This is a genomic window from Pseudomonas sp. Irchel 3H9, from assembly GCF_900187495.1.
Lineage (GTDB): Bacteria > Pseudomonadota > Gammaproteobacteria > Pseudomonadales > Pseudomonadaceae > Aquipseudomonas > Aquipseudomonas sivasensis.
The window spans coordinates 239142-254487 of sequence record NZ_FYDK01000005.1; the positions used below are offsets into that span (position 1 = coordinate 239142).

The following is a 15346-nucleotide window of genomic DNA, read 5'->3' on the forward strand; positions in this document are numbered from 1 at the left end:
ACGAATTACTTACGCAGTTCGACGCGACGGTTTTGAGCCCAGGACTGCTCGTCGTGGCCAGTAGCAACTGGACGCTCTTTACCGTAGGAAACCAGTTCCAGTTGGCCTGGAGCAACACCTTGCAGTACCAGGTAGCGCTGAACGGCTTTCGCACGACGCTCGCCCAGTGCCATGTTGTACTCACGAGTACCACGTTCGTCGGTGTTACCTTCCAGAACAACGCGAGCGCCGTTAGCTTTCAGGTCCTTCGCGTGAACGTCCAGAGCGCGCATGGCTTCTGGTTTCAGGTCCGAACTGTCGTATTCGAAGTAGAAAGTGGTGATAGCGCGCAGAGCAGCTTCTTCGCTCAGGGAGCCGTCAACTGCACCAGTGTTAGCGCCGTAACCAGCGTTTGGATCAACAGCTGCGCCTTCACCGGCATTGTCGCCGCCTTTAGACGAGCAACCAACGGCTACGGACAGAGCCAGAGCCAGAGCAGCAAACTTACCAAACTTCAGCATTTCCATCGTGAAACTCCTAATGAACCCCAGTGTGTTAAGTACTTCTTTTTGTAGCGCCGCGTCAGTTCAGGTAAGGGGACCAGGACGGTTCTCTGACTTCGCCTTGAGCGGTAGGAAGCGGGAGCCTCACGCGTCCATTAATGGACACGAGCATCAAGACTCCCCGGCCCTGCTGGCGGGTGGCGTAGATTACCATGGTGCCGTTGGGCGCAACAGTAGCTGACTCATCAAGGTTGGTATCTGTGAGGATTTTTACGGTTCCACGCTGCAAATCCTGGGCCGCAACCCGGAAATTAGTGAAGCCATCCTGACGGTGAATCATCACCAACGTCTTTTCATCAGCCGAAAGCTTAGGGTTAGCGTTGTAGTTACCAATAAAGGTCACTCGTTCCGCTCCGCCACCACTAATGCTCGATTTGTAGATTTGTGGCTTGCCGCCCCGGTCAGAGGTGAAATAGATGGTCGAACCATCCTTGCCCCAGAACGGTTCAGTATTGATACCCGGGCCACTGGTAACACGATTGATCTGGCGCGAAGCCATGTTCATCACGTAGATATCCGGGTTGCCGTCTTTAGACAGCACGAATGCCAGGCGCGAACCATCCGGCGACCAGGCTGGCGCGCCGTTGAGGCCTTCGAAGTTGGTGATCTGCTCACGACGACCAGTATCGATGTGCTGGACGAAAATGCGCGGACGCTTCTGTTCGAACGACACGTAGGCAATGCGCTTGCCGTCCGGCGCAAAGCGCGGCGACAGGATTGGCTCACGCGATTGCAGCAACGTCACGGCACGTGCGCCGTCGTAGTCCGAGCGCTGCAGAGTGTAGCGAGTGTTATCTACAGAGAAACGCTCAGCCGTTACGTAAAGCAGGCGTGTCGAGAACGCCCCTTTGATACCGGTGAGTTTTTCAAACGACTGGTCCGAGATGTAGTGGGCCATGTCCCGCAGTTGTTCGGTGGTGCCCGAAACGCTGCCGGTCAGGACCTGTTGCTCGGTGGCCACGTTGAACAAGGTGTATTGGATTTGCAGGCGACCGCCGGCCGGCACGATGTTGCCGACCATCAGGTACTGGGCGCCAACGGCTTTCCAGTCACGGAACACGACTTCGCTGGCCTGGTTGGGCTGGCTGATCATGTTGCCTTTCGGAATCGGCGCGTAGTAACCGGAGTTGCGCAGGTCGTCGCTGACGATCTGGGCCATGTCGTCCGGCAGCACACTGCCGCCCTGCCAACCGAACGGTACAACAGCGATCGGGGTGGCCCGGTCGCTACCGCTGGTTACCAGGATGTTCTTTTCATCCGCCGCCGCTATCCCTGCCATACAGCAAATAACGACAAGCATTCCTCGAAGAAGGTTTCTCACAAGGCTAGATCCTCAGGTGTGAATGTCATCTTGAATGAACGATAGGGAGCGAAGTCGCTTGGTTTCATTCCCTGCATCTCGGTCAACCGGCCAATGTTCTTGACTGCGGCAACCGCCGAACTGTCGAACGAACCATCACCACTGGACTTGGCCACGCTGACCGAAGTCACCGTACCGTCCGGCAACATGCCGATCTGCAGCACTACTGTCATGCCTTTGCGCGCCGAAGGTGGACGTGTCCAGCCTTCTGCTGCCCGTGCCCGAATCAGGTCGTCGAAACTGCCCGCGACTTCATCACCACGCTCATCGGCCAAGGCTTGCTGACGCTGCGGCGTGTCGGAGAGCAAATCTGCCAAGGCCTGGGCCTTTTTCTCTTCGGCGGATTTACGCGCTGCTTCCTGGGCCTTTTTCTTGGTGGCGTCGGCGGCAGCTTTCTTCTTCGCGTCGTCGGCGATCTTCTTCTTCGCCTCGTCTGCTTCAGCTTTTTTCTTGGCGTCTTCGGCGGCTTTCTTCTTCGCGTCTTCGACTATCTTTTTCTTGGCCTCTTCAGCGGCCTTTTTCTTGGCCTCTTCTTCGGCAGCTTTTTTCGCTTCTTCTTCAGATTTCTTCTTGGCTATATCAGCCAATTGTTTCTCTTCAGCCTTTTTAGCTTCGGCAGCTTTCTCGGACTTCTTGGCTTCATCAGCCTTTTTCGCCTCGTCGGCCTTCTTCGCTTCGTCAGCCTTTTTCGATTCCTCGGCCTTTTGAGCCGCCTCTTCTTTCTTTTGTTCCGCAGCAGCCTTCACCGCTTCCTGCTCGACCTTCTTCTGTTCCATCTGTTCGACTTCAGTCTGGCGCGCAGCCGACTTCTGGGCCTCACCCGCAATCTTCTGATTGGTCTGGGTGGTGGCCTGACTTTTCGATTTCAGCTGATACAGGGTCGCCTGCACGATCGGCTTGGCTGGCGGCAAGTCCGGGGTCATGGCAAAGCTGACGAACAACATGCCAAACACCAGGACGTGCAGGGCAATTGCCCAGACGCTAGGCCAGAAGTAGCTTTCCGAGGCGGACGGCTCTCGCTGTTGCTGCATCAGGGCGCCTCGGTAATCAAGCCAACGTTACCGACGCCGGCCTTCTGCAGCCCGCCCATGGCGCCCATGACGGAGCCGTAGTCGACCGACTTGTCGCCGCGAATGAAGACCTGGGTGTGCTTGCCGCCTTCGTTGCCGGAGCGAATGATCTTGGTCACAGCATCAGTCATCGCCGGCAGGGTCAGAGCCTTGTCCTGCTGCTTCTGGGTGTCGACTTCGCTGCCAAGGTTCCAATAATAGGTCTTGTCAGCCTTGATCGAGATGGTCAAGACCTGGGTATTGTTGTCCTGAGGCAAGGCTTCGCTGGAAACCTTGGGCAGATCAACCTTCACACCCTGGTTGAGCATCGGCGCGGTCACCATGAAGATCACCAGCAGCACCAGCATCACGTCGATGTAAGGCACTACGTTCATCTCGGCGACCGGCTTGCGCTTGGTTCGAGCTCGAGTGATTAAAGCCATCGGGGAGTACCTGCTTATTCTTCGCTGGTGTGCACTTTACGGTGCAGGATCGCCTGGAATTCATCGGCGAAGGTGTAGTAACGGCCAATCAGGTTCTCGCCGCGCGCGGCAAAACGGTTGTAGGCGATAACAGCGGGGATAGCGGCGAACAGGCCGATCGCGGTAGCGATCAGAGCTTCGGCAATACCTGGGGCCACTGTGGCCAGGGTAGCTTGCTGGGCCTGGGCCAGGCCTCGGAAGGAGTTCATGATCCCCCACACGGTACCGAACAGGCCGATGTACGGGCTGACGGAACCAACAGTGGCGAGAAACGGCAGGCTCTGCTCCAGCTTCTCTTCTTCACGGGAGATGGCGACGCGCATGGCACGAGCCACACCTTCCATCACTGCTTCCGGATCAACACCCGGCTGCTGACGCAGACGCGAGAATTCCTTGAAGCCGGCACGGAAGATTTGCTCCACACCCGAATCCGGGTCCGGGTTGCTGCCGGCCTGGCGGTAGAGCTTGGACAGGTCGATACCCGACCAGAAGCGCTCTTCAAAGCTCTCCAGGGCACGTCGACCGGCACGCAGCAGGTTGCTGCGCTGAAAAATCATGACCCAAGAGGTAACCGATGCGGCTACCAGGATCAGCATCACCAGTTGAACCACAACACTGGCATTGCTGACCAGGCTCCACATGGAGGAATGGTCGACGACGGTAGGTTCCACGCTAAATCTCCTGCTTTGATTGTTTACCCGCGCCGCTCACGGCGGCAAAGGCCGCACGTAGAGTTTCGGGAATGGCCCGAGGTTTCAAACTGTTGGTGCGTACACACGCCACCAGGAACTGCCCCTCACAGAGCAGCGTTGCATCCGTTGCCCGCCTGACCTGCTGCTTGAAACGCAGGCTGGCACGGTTCAATTCGATTACTTCAGCGCTAACCAGAAGCTCGTCGTCCAGTCGCGCCGGCGCGTGGTAACGCGCCTCGCTGGAGTGCACGACGAATAACAGGTCCTCCCCTGCCAGCTGGGATTGGGCAAAGCCCAGCTCCCGTAGCCGCTCGGTTCGAGCCCGCTCCATGAACTTGAGGTAATTGACGTAATAAACGATGCCGCCGGCATCGGTGTCCTCGTAATAAACGCGACAGCGATGTGCGAACGACTGATCCCCGTTTTGCGCGCGCATACTCTAGTGCTTACTCCTGAGGTTGCCAATCCGGCTGGGCAACTGTTTTTTCATTCTTTGAAACATTTGCAGTGACTGAATGACGACGCCAGACACTGGGACAGCACAAACATCGAATAAATCGACTCCCATCAAGCTTTTAATCGTCCACTGCATCGAGGAATTCGTCTACCACGGGCATCTCACCCAATCGTGACGGAATGTTTAACCCAAAGTGCAGATAAGCGTGACGCGTCACCACCCGCCCCCTTGGCGTACGCATGATGTAGCCCTGCTGAATCAGGTACGGCTCAAGAACATCCTCAATGGTGTGCCGCTCTTCACTGATGGCCGCAGCCAGGCTGTCAACGCCCACCGGGCCGCCGTCGAATTTCTCGATCATGGTCAAGAGTAGACGTCGATCCTGGTGATCGAAACCATGCTCGTCCACGTCCAGCAAGTTCAGCGCCAAGTCAGCCACTGCCTTGGTGATATGCCCCTTGGCCCGCACTTCAGCAAAATCGCGCACACGACGCAGCAATCGGTTGGCGATCCGTGGCGTGCCACGTGCACGACGCGCAATCTCAAACGCGCCTTCCGGGTCCAGGGGCAAGCCAAGTATGCTCGCCGAACGGCTGACGATGGTCGCCAGATCCGCCGTGCTATAGAACTCAAGACGTTGAACAATGCCGAAACGGTCTCGCAATGGGTTGGTGAGCATGCCCGCACGAGTCGTCGCCCCCACCAGGGTGAACGGTGGCAGGTCGAGCTTGATCGAGCGCGCCGCCGGACCTTCGCCGATCATGATGTCGAGCTGAAAGTCCTCCATCGCCGGGTACAGCACTTCCTCAACGATGGGCGACAACCGGTGAATCTCGTCGATAAACAGTACGTCGTGAGGTTCAAGGTTGGTGAGCAGCGCCGCAAGATCACCCGGACGCTCCAACACCGGGCCGGAGGTGGATTTGATCGACACCCCCATTTCCTGCGCAATGATATTGGCCAGGGTGGTTTTACCCAGCCCCGGCGGACCGAAAATCAATGTGTGATCCAGGGATTCACTGCGCCCGCGCGCGGCCTGGATAAACAACTCCATTTGCTCACGCACGGTGGGCTGGCCGATGTAGTCGGCCAGGCTCAGGGGGCGGATGGCCCGGTCCTGAACTTCTTCACGGTCGCGCGGGCCAGTGGCCGCAATCAGACGATCAGCTTCAATCACTTAAATCATTCCCTTCAGGGCTCGGCGGATCATGTCTTCGCTGCTCAGGTTCTTGTCTTTAATAGCCGACACCGCCTTGCTTGCCTCCTGCGGCTTATAGCCCAGAGAGATAAGCGCGCTGACCGCATCGCTTTCGGCGCTCGCTACTTGGCTCGCCGGCATATCCGGTTGGTTCGGCACCAGGGCGAACATGCTCGGCACAACCTCCCAGGCCTTGAAGCGGTCTTTGAGCTCGACCAACAGGCGCTCGGCGGTTTTCTTGCCCACACCCGGTACCTTGGTCAAAGCCGAGGTGTCCTGGGCCGAAACGGCACGCACCAACTCGTCTACTTCCAGGCTCGACATCAAGGCCAGCGCCAGTTTCGGCCCTACGCCATTGAGGCGAATCAGTTCGCGAAAAAAGTCTCGGTCACGCTTGCCGATGAAACCATAGAGTAATTGCGCGTCTTCGCGCACCACCAAATGGGTGTGCAGCGTTATCGGCTCACCGACCGACGGTAGGCGATAGAGTGTGGTCATGGGCACTTCGAGTTCATACCCCAACCCGTTTACATCCAGAATCAGATGCGGCGGCTGTTTCTCAGCCAGGGTGCCGCGCAAGCGTCCAATCACGGTTCAAATCCTTAAAGCGTGGGGGTCAGATCGAGGCCTGACCGCAAATTTCGATTGCGCTGATGCTATCAGAGACGCAGCCGCCCGCCACGACTGCGTGCTGTGCCCAACCCGTGGGGCAGCAGGCTGGAACGAGTGTGTGCATGGCAAATGGCAATAGCCAGGGCGTCAGAGGCATCAATCTGCGGTTTTGAGGTGAGCTTGAGCATGTGCATGACCATCATCTGAACCTGCTCTTTATTAGCGGCGCCGGTGCCGACCACGGCCTGCTTGACCTGAGTAGCAGTGTATTCCGCGATTTCCAGGCTCTCTTCGGCGCCGGCGACGATGGCAGCGCCACGGGCCTGGCCGAGCTTCAACGCCGAGTCAGCGTTTTTTGCCATGAATACCTTTTCGATGCCCATGGTCACCGGCCCGTAGGTCTGGATCACTTCGCGCACGCCGCGATAAACAATCTGCAGGCGCTCGGCTAACTCGCCCGCGCCGGTGCGGATGCAGCCCGAGGCGACATAGACGCAGCCGCGCGGGGTGTGTTGCACCACACCAAAGCCGGTGATGCGCGAACCGGGGTCGATACCTAGGATTAAAGTCATAACGCCTGCAGGTTGGATAAACACATTTTTTGATACACCGTAGTTCCAATGTGGGAGGGGGCTTGCTCCCGATAGCAGTGTGTCAGTCAGCTTATGTCTAACTGGACGACCGCCATCGGGAGCAAGCCCCCTCCCACATTTGGATCTACGTCATTCCTCAGCCTAGCTGTTCGGCCACGGATTCCGGAATATCGGCGTTGGAATACACGTTTTGCACATCATCCAGGTCTTCCAGCATATCCAGCAGCTTCAGCACCTTCTGCGCGCCATCCAAGTCCAACTCGGCGCTGGTGGTCGGCAGCATCACGATTTCCGCGTCGGTGCCTTTGAAACCAGCAGCTTCTAGGGCGTTGCGCACGGCATAGAAGCTGGCAAACGAGGTGAATACATCGATGGAACCGTCTTCGTTGGTCACCACGTCGTCGGCATCCGCTTCCATCGCGGCTTCCATCAGCGCATCTTCATCCGTGCCAGGCGCAAAGGAAATCTGGCCCTTGCGCTCGAACAGATAGGCCACCGAACCGTCAGTCCCGAGGTTGCCGCCACACTTGCTGAATGCGTGACGCACAGCTGCGGCAGTGCGGTTGCGGTTATCGGTCATGCACTCGACCATCACCGCCACGCCGCCTGGGCCATAGCCTTCGTAGGTCAGCTCAACCATGTCGTCGGTATCGGCAGCGCCGGCACCACGGGCCACAGCGCGGTCGATAATGTCGCGGCTCATGTTGGCGCCGAGCGCTTTGTCCAGTGCCAGGCGCAGACGCGGGTTGGAGCCCGGATCACCACCGCCTTGACGGGCAGCGACGGTCAGTTCGCGAATCCACTTGGTGAAAATCTTGCCTTTCTTGGCATCCTGACGCTCTTTGCGGTGCTTGATGTTCGCCCACTTGGAATGGCCAGCCATAACACAACTCCGAAATTCTCTAGAAACCTTGATCAACCCCGCCCCAGGCGGGATACAGCTCTTTAACGCAAAGGCGCATCCGAAGATGCGCCTTTTTGACTGCGTAAAACCCTATAGCGCTTTCACGCAGCAGCCTTACTCAGCCTTTGGCGTCTCGCGCAGACGGATGTGCAGTTCGCGCAGCGCCTTGGCATCCACCACACCCGGAGCCTGGGTCATGACGTCCGCAGCACTCTGGGTTTTCGGGAAGGCGATCACTTCACGGATCGACTGGGCACCGGTCATCAGCATCACCAGACGGTCGAGACCGAACGCCAGGCCACCGTGAGGCGGCGCGCCGTACTTCAGGGCGTCGAGAAGGAAGCCGAACTTCTCTTCCTGCTCCGCTTCGTTGATGCCCAACAGGCGGAATACCGCTTGTTGCATCTCTTTGCGATGGATACGGATCGAACCGCCACCCAGTTCGGTGCCGTTGAGCACCATGTCGTAGGCACGGGACAGTGCGCCAGCCGGGTTGGCTTCCAATTCCTCAGGCGAGCACTTCGGCGCGGTGAACGGATGGTGCAAGGCGCTGAAGCTGCCGTCGTCGTTCTCTTCGAACATCGGGAAGTCGACAACCCACATCGGTGCCCACTTGCAAGTCAGCAGGTCCAGGTCGTGGCCCAGCTTGATGCGCAGCGCGCCCAAGGCTTCGCTGACGATCTTGGCTTTGTCTGCACCGAAGAACACGATGTCGCCGTCGACCGCGCCAACGCGATCCAGAATCGCGTTGAGGTTGTCCAGCGGAATGTTTTTCACGATCGGCGATTGCAGACCGTCAACACCGTTGGCGCGCTCGTTGACCTTGATGTACGCCAGGCCCTTGGCACCGTAGATGCCGACAAACTTGGTGTAGTCGTCGATCTGCTTGCGCGGCATGCTCGCGCCGCCAGGCACGCGCAGGGCCGCGATGCGGCATTTAGGGTCGTTGGCCGGGCCGCTGAAAACTTTGAAATCAACTTCTTTCAGTTGGTCGGCAACGTCCACCAGTTCCAACGGGTTACGCAAGTCTGGCTTGTCGGAGCCGTAGCGGCGCATGGCTTCTTCGAAGGTCATGTGCGGGAATTCGCCGAATTCCAGGTCCAGCACTTCCTTGAACAGGTTGCGGATCATCTGCTCGGTCAGGCCCATGATCTCTTTTTCATCGAGGAAACTGGTCTCGATGTCGATCTGGGTGAATTCCGGCTGGCGGTCGGCGCGCAGGTCTTCGTCGCGGAAGCACTTGGCGATCTGGTAGTAACGGTCGAAGCCGGCCACCATCAGCAGTTGCTTGAACAACTGCGGCGATTGCGGCAGAGCGAAGAACGAACCGGCGTGGGTACGGCTAGGCACCAGGTAGTCACGCGCGCCTTCCGGGGTGGCCCGGGTCAGGATTGGCGTTTCTACGTCAAGGAAGCCGTTTTCGTCGAGGAAGCGGCGGATGCTGGTGGTCATGCGCGAACGCAAACGCAGCTTTTCGGCCATTTCCGGACGACGCAGGTCGAGGAAGCGGTAGCGCAGGCGGGTTTCTTCGCCGACGTCGGAATATTCATTCAGTGGAAACGGCGGAGTTTCCGACTCGTTCAGCACTTCCAGCTCATAACCCAGCACTTCGATTGCACCGGACGCCATGTTCGCGTTCACGGCACCGGCCGGACGCAGGCGAACCTTGCCGGTGATCTTCACGACGTATTCGCTGCGCACACGGTCAGCGGCGGCGAAGCTCTCGGCGCGGTCCGGGTCAAATACCACTTGGGCCAGACCATCACGATCACGGATATCGAGGAAGATCACCCCGCCGTGGTCGCGGCGACGGTGAACCCATCCGCAAAGGGTAATTTCCTGACCTTCCAGGGTCTCGTTCAGTTGGCCGCAATAGTGGCTGCGCATCATGGTCGTGGTTTCACTTCTCGTAATTCGAAATTCGGTGGAGGCTTGCCTCGTCACCGCACAGTTAAGCAGGGGACGGATAATGCAGTAGCCTGCGCGTGGAGTTCAACTCAGTCTGCTTTGTCGCCGCCGGCCAGATTCTTCTTCGAGCCGGTCTTGAAATCGGTCTCGTACCAGCCGCTGCCGCTCAGGCGGAAGCCTGGCATGGACAACATCTTCTTGAGCTCGGGTGCCTGGCAGGCCGGGCAATCGACCAACGGCGCGGCGCTGATCTTCTGGATGGCTTCCAACTGATGTCCACAGGAAGCACATTGATAGTCGTACATGGGCATGGCGATGTCTCGGCGATCGATCGTTACTGTGCCGCGCCCGCTCTTGGAGTAGAGCAGAGGGAGAAAGCCCCGGCAGCAGCAAAGCGCGAGATTATATCTGGTAAATCGAGGCAGCGCAGCCGGCTTTCTGCCCGGAGCCTGGTCCACTTCGACGGCGGACCGGCCCCAAAGCCGACCGATCACTCAGGGTTTGGCGAGGCAACACGGCCTTTTAATAGATGAACCACGCACACAACCCTGACCAAGCCACTGAAGTTCTTCACACCTCCATACCGCAAGTGCACTTCCCGATCGACATATGACAGCAGCGCACTGACAGAGCAGGCATTGATCCTGGCTATTTCCGTGAGAATGTTCCAATAGATCTGCTCGAGCCGCAGACAAGTGGAAAACCCATTGAGCCGTACCGATCGGGACATTGGCTTGGCCAGCCCCATATCGAACCCCTTGGCGAAGGGGTCGACGTTTATCTTATGAAAACCACCGGTTTCCATTACTCCAATATCCACTCCACGTGACATACACCTGACACTCCATTGCCAAACAGCAGCCCACGGGTCCTCCCATTGGGCAGTGACCCTATAAAACAGCAGGACGAGGCAGGCAGCCAGAAGACGGGACGTTGAAAGGCGTAGGACAACGCTAGGAAATGCATGGAAACAAGCAAGTGGCGCCGCGATGGCGCCACTCCGGGTCAACGACTACTGATTTTCGAGAAGAGAGCGCAGCATCCACGCGGTTTTCTCGTGAACCTGCATACGCTGGGTCAACAGGTCCGCAGTCGGCTCATCGCTGACTTTATCAAGCAACGGGAAAATACCCCGCGCGGTTCGTGTGACAGCTTCCTGGCCCGCCACCAACTGCTTGATCATCTCTTCTGCGCTGGGTACGCCCTCTTCTTCCTTGATGGAAGACAGACGGGCATAGATCGAATAGGCGCCCGGCGCCGGAAAACCCAGGGCACGGATACGCTCGGCAATAGAGTCAACCGCCAGCGCCAGCTCGTTGTACTGCTCTTCGAACATCAAGTGCAGCGTCCGAAACATGGGGCCCGTGACGTTCCAATGGAAGTTGTGGGTCTTCAGGTACAGTACATAGGTATCGGAAAGCAGTCGTGATAGCCCATCGACGATGGATTTACGATCTTCTTCACTGATACCGATATCGATTGCCATGTTTATCCCCTTCAATTGACAAGCATTCATTGATCAGGTGCAGGACCACTGTAGCAAGAGTGCTGCTGACGCGCAGCCCGCCAAGGACACGGTGCGGCAAATGGTCCTGCGCTTTACGCCCTCTTCGGCGGCAACCAAGTCATTTGAGCCACGCAGGAAAATTCCCGCCAAACGCCCAAAAAACACCCGCACCTGTCTAGGACCAGCGTTTCACGCAGAAATGCCCCGCACCCTGCAAAGCACGAAAATGCTTGATTTGAGTAGGCACAGCCTTTGCTGTTAAATAGGCAGCGTGTCGCCGCCGTTTTTTCACGGCGAGCGGCATAGGCTGATACCCGTGCACGTGCCCAACGCCTCCCATTGTTCAGAAGCGAACCGTGCCAGTCAGCTCTTCCTTGTGATCCGTCTTAACGTGAGTTAATCAAAATGTTGAAAATCGTCCACCTGCTAACGGGCGTTGCAGCGTTGCTGCTGTCCTTTATCCCGAGCCTGCAGCCTGAAAGCCTGCCCTACCTGCAACAACATGACGCTTTGTACCTGGCCTTGTTCGGCCTTCTTAACCTGACGCTCGCCCCAGTAATCCCTTACTGGAACAAAGGCACGCGCCATCAACTGCAAAACCTGGTCAGCGCGCTGCTGGTACTGACCGTTGTCGTACAAACCCTCACCCTCCTGGCACCCATGCCTGAAGTCGGCGGCCATCCGGCCATCCTGCTCAGCCTGGTAATTGCTGTGGTCGCCATCGCTCTTCACCTGGCTATCAGCTTCTACCGCTCGTCCCCCGCGGCCGCGTCGCAAAACTACGACATGACCAATCGGGATACCGGTACCGTCAAGTGGTTCAACACATCCAAAGGCTTCGGCTTTATTTCCCGTGATTCGGGCGACGATATCTTCGTCCACTTCCGGGCCATTCGCGGCGAAGGCCATCGTGTTCTGGTTGAAGGCCAGCGCGTGGAGTTTTCCGTGATGAATCGCGACAAAGGCCTACAAGCCGAAGACGTGATCGCTGCATTGCCGCGTCGCTGATTCCAGCCGTCGCAGCAAAAAAACCGCGATCCAGCCTGGCTGGGTCGCGGTTTTTTTTATTGCCTGTCGATCAGTAGTGAGGCGGCGGCGCTTCTTCTTCAGATGACTCGAATTGCCCGCCCATTTCTTCCTGGCGCTTAAGCAGCGCGGTCATCTGCAACTGCAGCCGTTCGACGGCCCGCTGCTGGGTGACCAGGATGTCATTCAGGGTTTCGATGGTGTCGTCCTGGAAGGCCAGGCGGCTTTCCAGTTCAGTGACGCGGTCTTGCAGATCCATGGTTCAGCCCTGGGTAAAGATAAAGTCGGCGGGCAGCAGCTCGCGCAGACGCGAACGAATGGCGACCAGTTGCTCTTCAGTGTACGGCTGGGCCGGATGCTTGCCCCACACTGGAGCAGGCCAGGCAGCGTCATCACGCTTGCGTACGATCACATGCACATGCAATTGGCTCACGACGTTGCCCAGCGCGCCAATGTTCATCTTGTCGGCGGCCAACCCTTCATTCAGCCACTGCGCCAAGGCAGTGGTCTCTTGCCACAGGGTATGTTGATCTGCGACATCCAGCTGAAACACTTCGCTGATACCGTTGATACGCGGCACCAGGATGAACCAGGGGTAGTTCGAATCATTGGACAGCAGCAGGCGGCACAGCGGGAAGTCCCCGATGACCAGTGTGTCTTGTTGCAAACGTTGATCTAAGGCGAACACCACGGGCACTCCGTTCGGCAGGTCAGTTTCAGGCGCCAGCATACCTTTGAACGCGCCAAGCTTCACGGCGAATGGCAGCAACGTAACGCAAACCGATAAAAACCTGCACTCTTAAGAGGCAGGCAAATATTTGAGCTACGCTAATCCGGGCCTTTCAAGGGCGCACCAAAATGACCCACTTGTGCATCAAAGGGATCCGCCGACTACCCACTTGTAGGGTGAACCGGTAACGTTTTTCTCTGGCACAGTGTTTTAGTACCACCGAACAGGCGTAACCCATGCACGTCAAGCCCAAACAAAACGGCGTAAAAACCCCGTACTTATGAGGTTTTTACACGCCCACCACGCTTTTCACGAAAAAATGACATTCGGTTACCGGTTTGGGCGCGCTTGTTGCATTCACACTCACATCGTCGGCAACGACACCCGTTTGGAAGCAGGTGTTTCGCGATAAAAGAACAGCAGCGTTTCGATGCGCCCCACGGAAGGTTTCAAACTTCGAAAGAGGTCTGAAAACAGCATTGAAGTTGTCAGTCCCGTAACATTCAGGACTGTGAATTTGCGACATGGAGCTAGCAATTTACGACAGCCTCGTAAAGAAGCTGAAAGGAAAGTTTGGTAAGTATCGTCATTAGAGTCTGCGTGATATAACTTTGCGCCGACACAAAAAAGAAAGAGCCGCCCAGATAAAAATACAGGTGGGACGGCAGTACTCTTCCGAAAACCAAAGGAGCAAATCACGATGCGCGTGATGAAGTGGAGCATGATCGCCCTGGCTGTTTCTGCAGGCACCTCGCAGTTCGCAATCGCGTCCTCTCAGGACGACGCAAAGGGCTTTATCGAAGATAGCACCCTGACCGCGAAAACCCGTGCAATGTACATGAACCGTGACTACAAGGACGGCGTGGGTAACGTGCGTCGTGGTAACGGTACCTACACCACCGGCACCGACGACAAAGTCAGCGGCTACCGTCAGGACACCGGTATCAGCGAGTTGCTCACCTACCAATCCGGCTACACCCAAGGCACCGTCGGCTTCGGCGTCGATCTCATGGGCATGGGCAGCTATAAGCTTGATGGCGGTGCGGGCCGTGCCGGTAACGGTCTGTTCGCAACCAATGGCGCTGGCGAGCCAGAATCCACTCAGTCCAAAGTGGCTGGGGCAGCGAAACTCCGCATCTCCGACACCGTGCTGAAATATGGTAACCAGTTCGTATCCAGCCCGGTTTTCACTACCGACGACGGCCGTCTGCTGCCTGAAGTCGCCACCGGCACCTTGATCACCAGCAACGAGATCAAAGGTCTGGAATTGACCGCTGGCCGCTTCACCGCACTGAGCGCGCAAACCGGCATGGGCCGTGACAGCATCAACGGTCGCAGCCGTGTTACCGGCAAGCAAAACCCAGGGCTGAGTGCAGCGAATATCGCTGGCTTTACCTACTCGGGCCTTGAGAACTTCATTTTCGCGTTCCACGCCTCCGATGTTGAAGACTACTGGAAGAAGCAGTACGTCAACGTCTTCTACACCCTGCCACTGAGCGACAAGCAATCGTTGAGTTTCGACTTCAACGGCTACCGCAGCAAGGACGACGGCAAAAAGCTGAACGGCGACCTGGACAACCGCGTCTGGAGCCTGGCAGCTGCGTATAGCATCGACGCACACAAGTTCACCCTGGCTTACCAGCAGTCCTCTGGTAAAACCGGTTACAACTACGGTGTCGACGGTGGCGGTACCGTTTACCTGGCCAACTCCGTGCAAATCTCCGACTTCGTTGGCGAAGACGAGAAGTCCTGGCAGGCTCGCTACGACCTGAACATGGCCTCGTTCGGCGTGCCAGGTCTGAGCTTCATGACCCGTTACACTCGCGGTAGCAACGTTACCGTTGCAGATTCCAGCGATGGTAAAGAGCACGAGTGGGACGTGGAAGCCAAGTACGTACTGCAAGAAGGCCCGGCCAAAGGTCTGTCCTTCCGCGTTCGTAACGCAATCTACAGCGGCACCAACAGCGATTACCGCGCGACCAACTACGACAACCTGGTCGACACCCGTGTGATCGTAGAATACCCACTGAGCATCTTGTAATTTCAGTGGTCAGCTGATTGCGCTAACGCGTAACGCTAATAAAAACCGGCGCCCTTAATCAGGTCGCCGGTTTTTTTATGACCTACAAAAAGCGCTTCAATTTTACATAGCAAGCTAACTAAGAAACCTAGGCTTACTAGTTGTGTTACTCGGCGTCGATTAAAACTTGATAGTTGCCAAAGGGGAGTGACAAAAAACAAGGGGCATGAAGCCCCTTGTCTTTAACAGCAATAGCTGACCAAGCG

The 15346-nt window shown here is 57.2% G+C and carries 18 protein-coding genes; 2 read left to right on the forward strand and 16 right to left on the reverse strand.

All coding sequences use genetic code 11. The features are described from left to right. Positions 1-5 precede the first annotated feature (5 nt). From pal to CKW32_RS19865, 14 genes are all read right to left on the reverse strand, one after another. A complete protein-coding gene (gene pal, locus CKW32_RS19800; protein WP_003209827.1) occupies positions 6-506 on the reverse strand; it encodes a peptidoglycan-associated lipoprotein Pal in 501 nt (166 codons plus the stop codon). A 55-nt stretch (positions 507-561) separates the two neighbouring features. Next, the gene (gene tolB, locus CKW32_RS19805) at positions 562-1842 is read right to left on the reverse strand and encodes a Tol-Pal system beta propeller repeat protein TolB (protein WP_032890919.1); all 1281 of its coding nucleotides are present in this window, start codon (positions 1840-1842) and stop codon (positions 562-564) included. Between the two features lie 17 nt (positions 1843-1859). Further along, positions 1860-2933 carry a cell envelope integrity protein TolA gene (tolA, locus tag CKW32_RS19810; protein ID WP_032890917.1) on the reverse strand — a complete coding sequence of 358 codons (1074 nt, stop codon included), beginning with the start codon at positions 2931-2933 and terminating at the stop codon, positions 1860-1862. After that, entirely contained in the window at positions 2933-3385 is a 453-nt protein-coding gene (gene tolR / locus CKW32_RS19815) for a protein TolR (RefSeq protein ID WP_160384999.1), read from the reverse strand. Before tolR ends, tolA begins: the two co-directional genes overlap by 1 nt. A 23-nt stretch (positions 3386-3408) precedes the next feature. Then, positions 3409-4104: a protein TolQ gene (gene tolQ, locus CKW32_RS19820; protein WP_032890916.1), complete on the reverse strand. Its 696-nt coding sequence runs from the start codon at positions 4102-4104 to the stop codon at positions 3409-3411. A 1-nt stretch (position 4105) separates the two neighbouring features. Beyond that, the gene (gene ybgC, locus CKW32_RS19825; RefSeq protein WP_032890914.1) at positions 4106-4561 is read right to left on the reverse strand and encodes a tol-pal system-associated acyl-CoA thioesterase; all 456 of its coding nucleotides are present in this window, start codon (positions 4559-4561) and stop codon (positions 4106-4108) included. Between the two features lie 139 nt (positions 4562-4700). Then, positions 4701-5759, reverse strand: coding sequence for a Holliday junction branch migration DNA helicase RuvB (gene ruvB, locus CKW32_RS19830; RefSeq protein ID WP_003175801.1), 1059 nt, complete (start codon positions 5757-5759; stop codon positions 4701-4703). Further along, positions 5760-6371, reverse strand: coding sequence for a Holliday junction branch migration protein RuvA (gene ruvA / locus CKW32_RS19835; protein ID WP_071489393.1), 612 nt, complete (start codon positions 6369-6371; stop codon positions 5760-5762). It abuts the gene before it with no gap. A 68-nt stretch (positions 6372-6439) separates the two neighbouring features. Next, positions 6440-6964, reverse strand: coding sequence for a crossover junction endodeoxyribonuclease RuvC (gene ruvC, locus CKW32_RS19840; protein ID WP_032890913.1), 525 nt, complete (start codon positions 6962-6964; stop codon positions 6440-6442). 157 nt (positions 6965-7121) lie between these two features. Next, positions 7122-7868, reverse strand: a complete 747-nt coding sequence (locus CKW32_RS19845) for a YebC/PmpR family DNA-binding transcriptional regulator (RefSeq protein WP_032890912.1) — start codon at positions 7866-7868, stop codon at positions 7122-7124. Positions 7869-8003: 135 nt separating this feature from the next. After that, on the reverse strand, positions 8004-9779 hold the full coding sequence (aspS, locus tag CKW32_RS19850) for an aspartate--tRNA ligase (RefSeq protein WP_032890910.1): 1776 nt from the start codon (positions 9777-9779) through the stop codon (positions 8004-8006). Positions 9780-9886: 107 nt separating this feature from the next. Then, positions 9887-10108 carry an FmdB family zinc ribbon protein gene (locus CKW32_RS19855; RefSeq protein WP_010208103.1) on the reverse strand — a complete coding sequence of 74 codons (222 nt, stop codon included), beginning with the start codon at positions 10106-10108 and terminating at the stop codon, positions 9887-9889. A gap of 179 nt (positions 10109-10287) precedes the next feature. Continuing rightward, on the reverse strand, positions 10288-10629 hold the full coding sequence (locus CKW32_RS19860) for a ribbon-helix-helix domain-containing protein (RefSeq protein WP_095185763.1): 342 nt from the start codon (positions 10627-10629) through the stop codon (positions 10288-10290). A gap of 180 nt (positions 10630-10809) precedes the next feature. Next, entirely contained in the window at positions 10810-11283 is a 474-nt protein-coding gene (locus CKW32_RS19865; RefSeq protein WP_003193874.1) for a Dps family protein, read from the reverse strand. A 426-nt stretch (positions 11284-11709) separates the two neighbouring features. Here CKW32_RS19865 and CKW32_RS28735 point away from each other — a divergent pair, with 426 nt between their 5' ends. Further along, positions 11710-12312, forward strand: coding sequence for a cold-shock protein (locus CKW32_RS28735; protein ID WP_032890906.1), 603 nt, complete (start codon positions 11710-11712; stop codon positions 12310-12312). Between the two features lie 70 nt (positions 12313-12382). Here the strand turns inward: CKW32_RS28735 and CKW32_RS19875 are convergent, their stop codons facing one another. Both CKW32_RS19875 and CKW32_RS19880 read right to left on the reverse strand, forming a co-directional pair. Beyond that, complete coding sequence (locus CKW32_RS19875) at positions 12383-12589, reverse strand: SlyX family protein (RefSeq protein ID WP_032890904.1); 207 nt, start codon at positions 12587-12589, stop codon at positions 12383-12385. Between the two features lie 3 nt (positions 12590-12592). Continuing rightward, positions 12593-13018 carry an HIT domain-containing protein gene (locus CKW32_RS19880; RefSeq protein WP_032890903.1) on the reverse strand — a complete coding sequence of 142 codons (426 nt, stop codon included), beginning with the start codon at positions 13016-13018 and terminating at the stop codon, positions 12593-12595. A 742-nt stretch (positions 13019-13760) separates the two neighbouring features. Between CKW32_RS19880 and CKW32_RS19885 the strand changes: the two genes are divergently transcribed. Further along, a complete protein-coding gene (locus CKW32_RS19885; protein WP_095185764.1) occupies positions 13761-15101 on the forward strand; it encodes an OprD family porin in 1341 nt (446 codons plus the stop codon). Positions 15102-15346 lie beyond the last annotated feature (245 nt).

Coding starts and splice junctions, on each gene's coding strand:
- pal (WP_003209827.1), bottom strand. CDS start 506: ATGGAAATGCTGAAGTTTGGTAAGTTTGCTGCTCTGGCTCTGGCTCTG.
- tolB (WP_032890919.1), bottom strand. CDS start 1,842: ATGCTTGTCGTTATTTGCTGTATGGCAGGGATAGCGGCGGCGGATGAA.
- tolA (WP_032890917.1), bottom strand. CDS start 2,933: ATGCAGCAACAGCGAGAGCCGTCCGCCTCGGAAAGCTACTTCTGGCCT.
- ybgC (WP_032890914.1), bottom strand. CDS start 4,561: ATGCGCGCGCAAAACGGGGATCAGTCGTTCGCACATCGCTGTCGCGTT.
- ruvC (WP_032890913.1), bottom strand. CDS start 6,964: ATGACTTTAATCCTAGGTATCGACCCCGGTTCGCGCATCACCGGCTTT.
- CKW32_RS19845 (WP_032890912.1), bottom strand. CDS start 7,868: ATGGCTGGCCATTCCAAGTGGGCGAACATCAAGCACCGCAAAGAGCGT.
- aspS (WP_032890910.1), bottom strand. CDS start 9,779: ATGATGCGCAGCCACTATTGCGGCCAACTGAACGAGACCCTGGAAGGT.
- CKW32_RS19855 (WP_010208103.1), bottom strand. CDS start 10,108: ATGCCCATGTACGACTATCAATGTGCTTCCTGTGGACATCAGTTGGAA.
- CKW32_RS19860 (WP_095185763.1), bottom strand. CDS start 10,629: ATGTCACGTGGAGTGGATATTGGAGTAATGGAAACCGGTGGTTTTCAT.
- CKW32_RS19865 (WP_003193874.1), bottom strand. CDS start 11,283: ATGGCAATCGATATCGGTATCAGTGAAGAAGATCGTAAATCCATCGTC.
- CKW32_RS28735 (WP_032890906.1), top strand. CDS start 11,710: ATGTTGAAAATCGTCCACCTGCTAACGGGCGTTGCAGCGTTGCTGCTG.
- CKW32_RS19875 (WP_032890904.1), bottom strand. CDS start 12,589: ATGGATCTGCAAGACCGCGTCACTGAACTGGAAAGCCGCCTGGCCTTC.
- CKW32_RS19885 (WP_095185764.1), top strand. CDS start 13,761: ATGCGCGTGATGAAGTGGAGCATGATCGCCCTGGCTGTTTCTGCAGGC.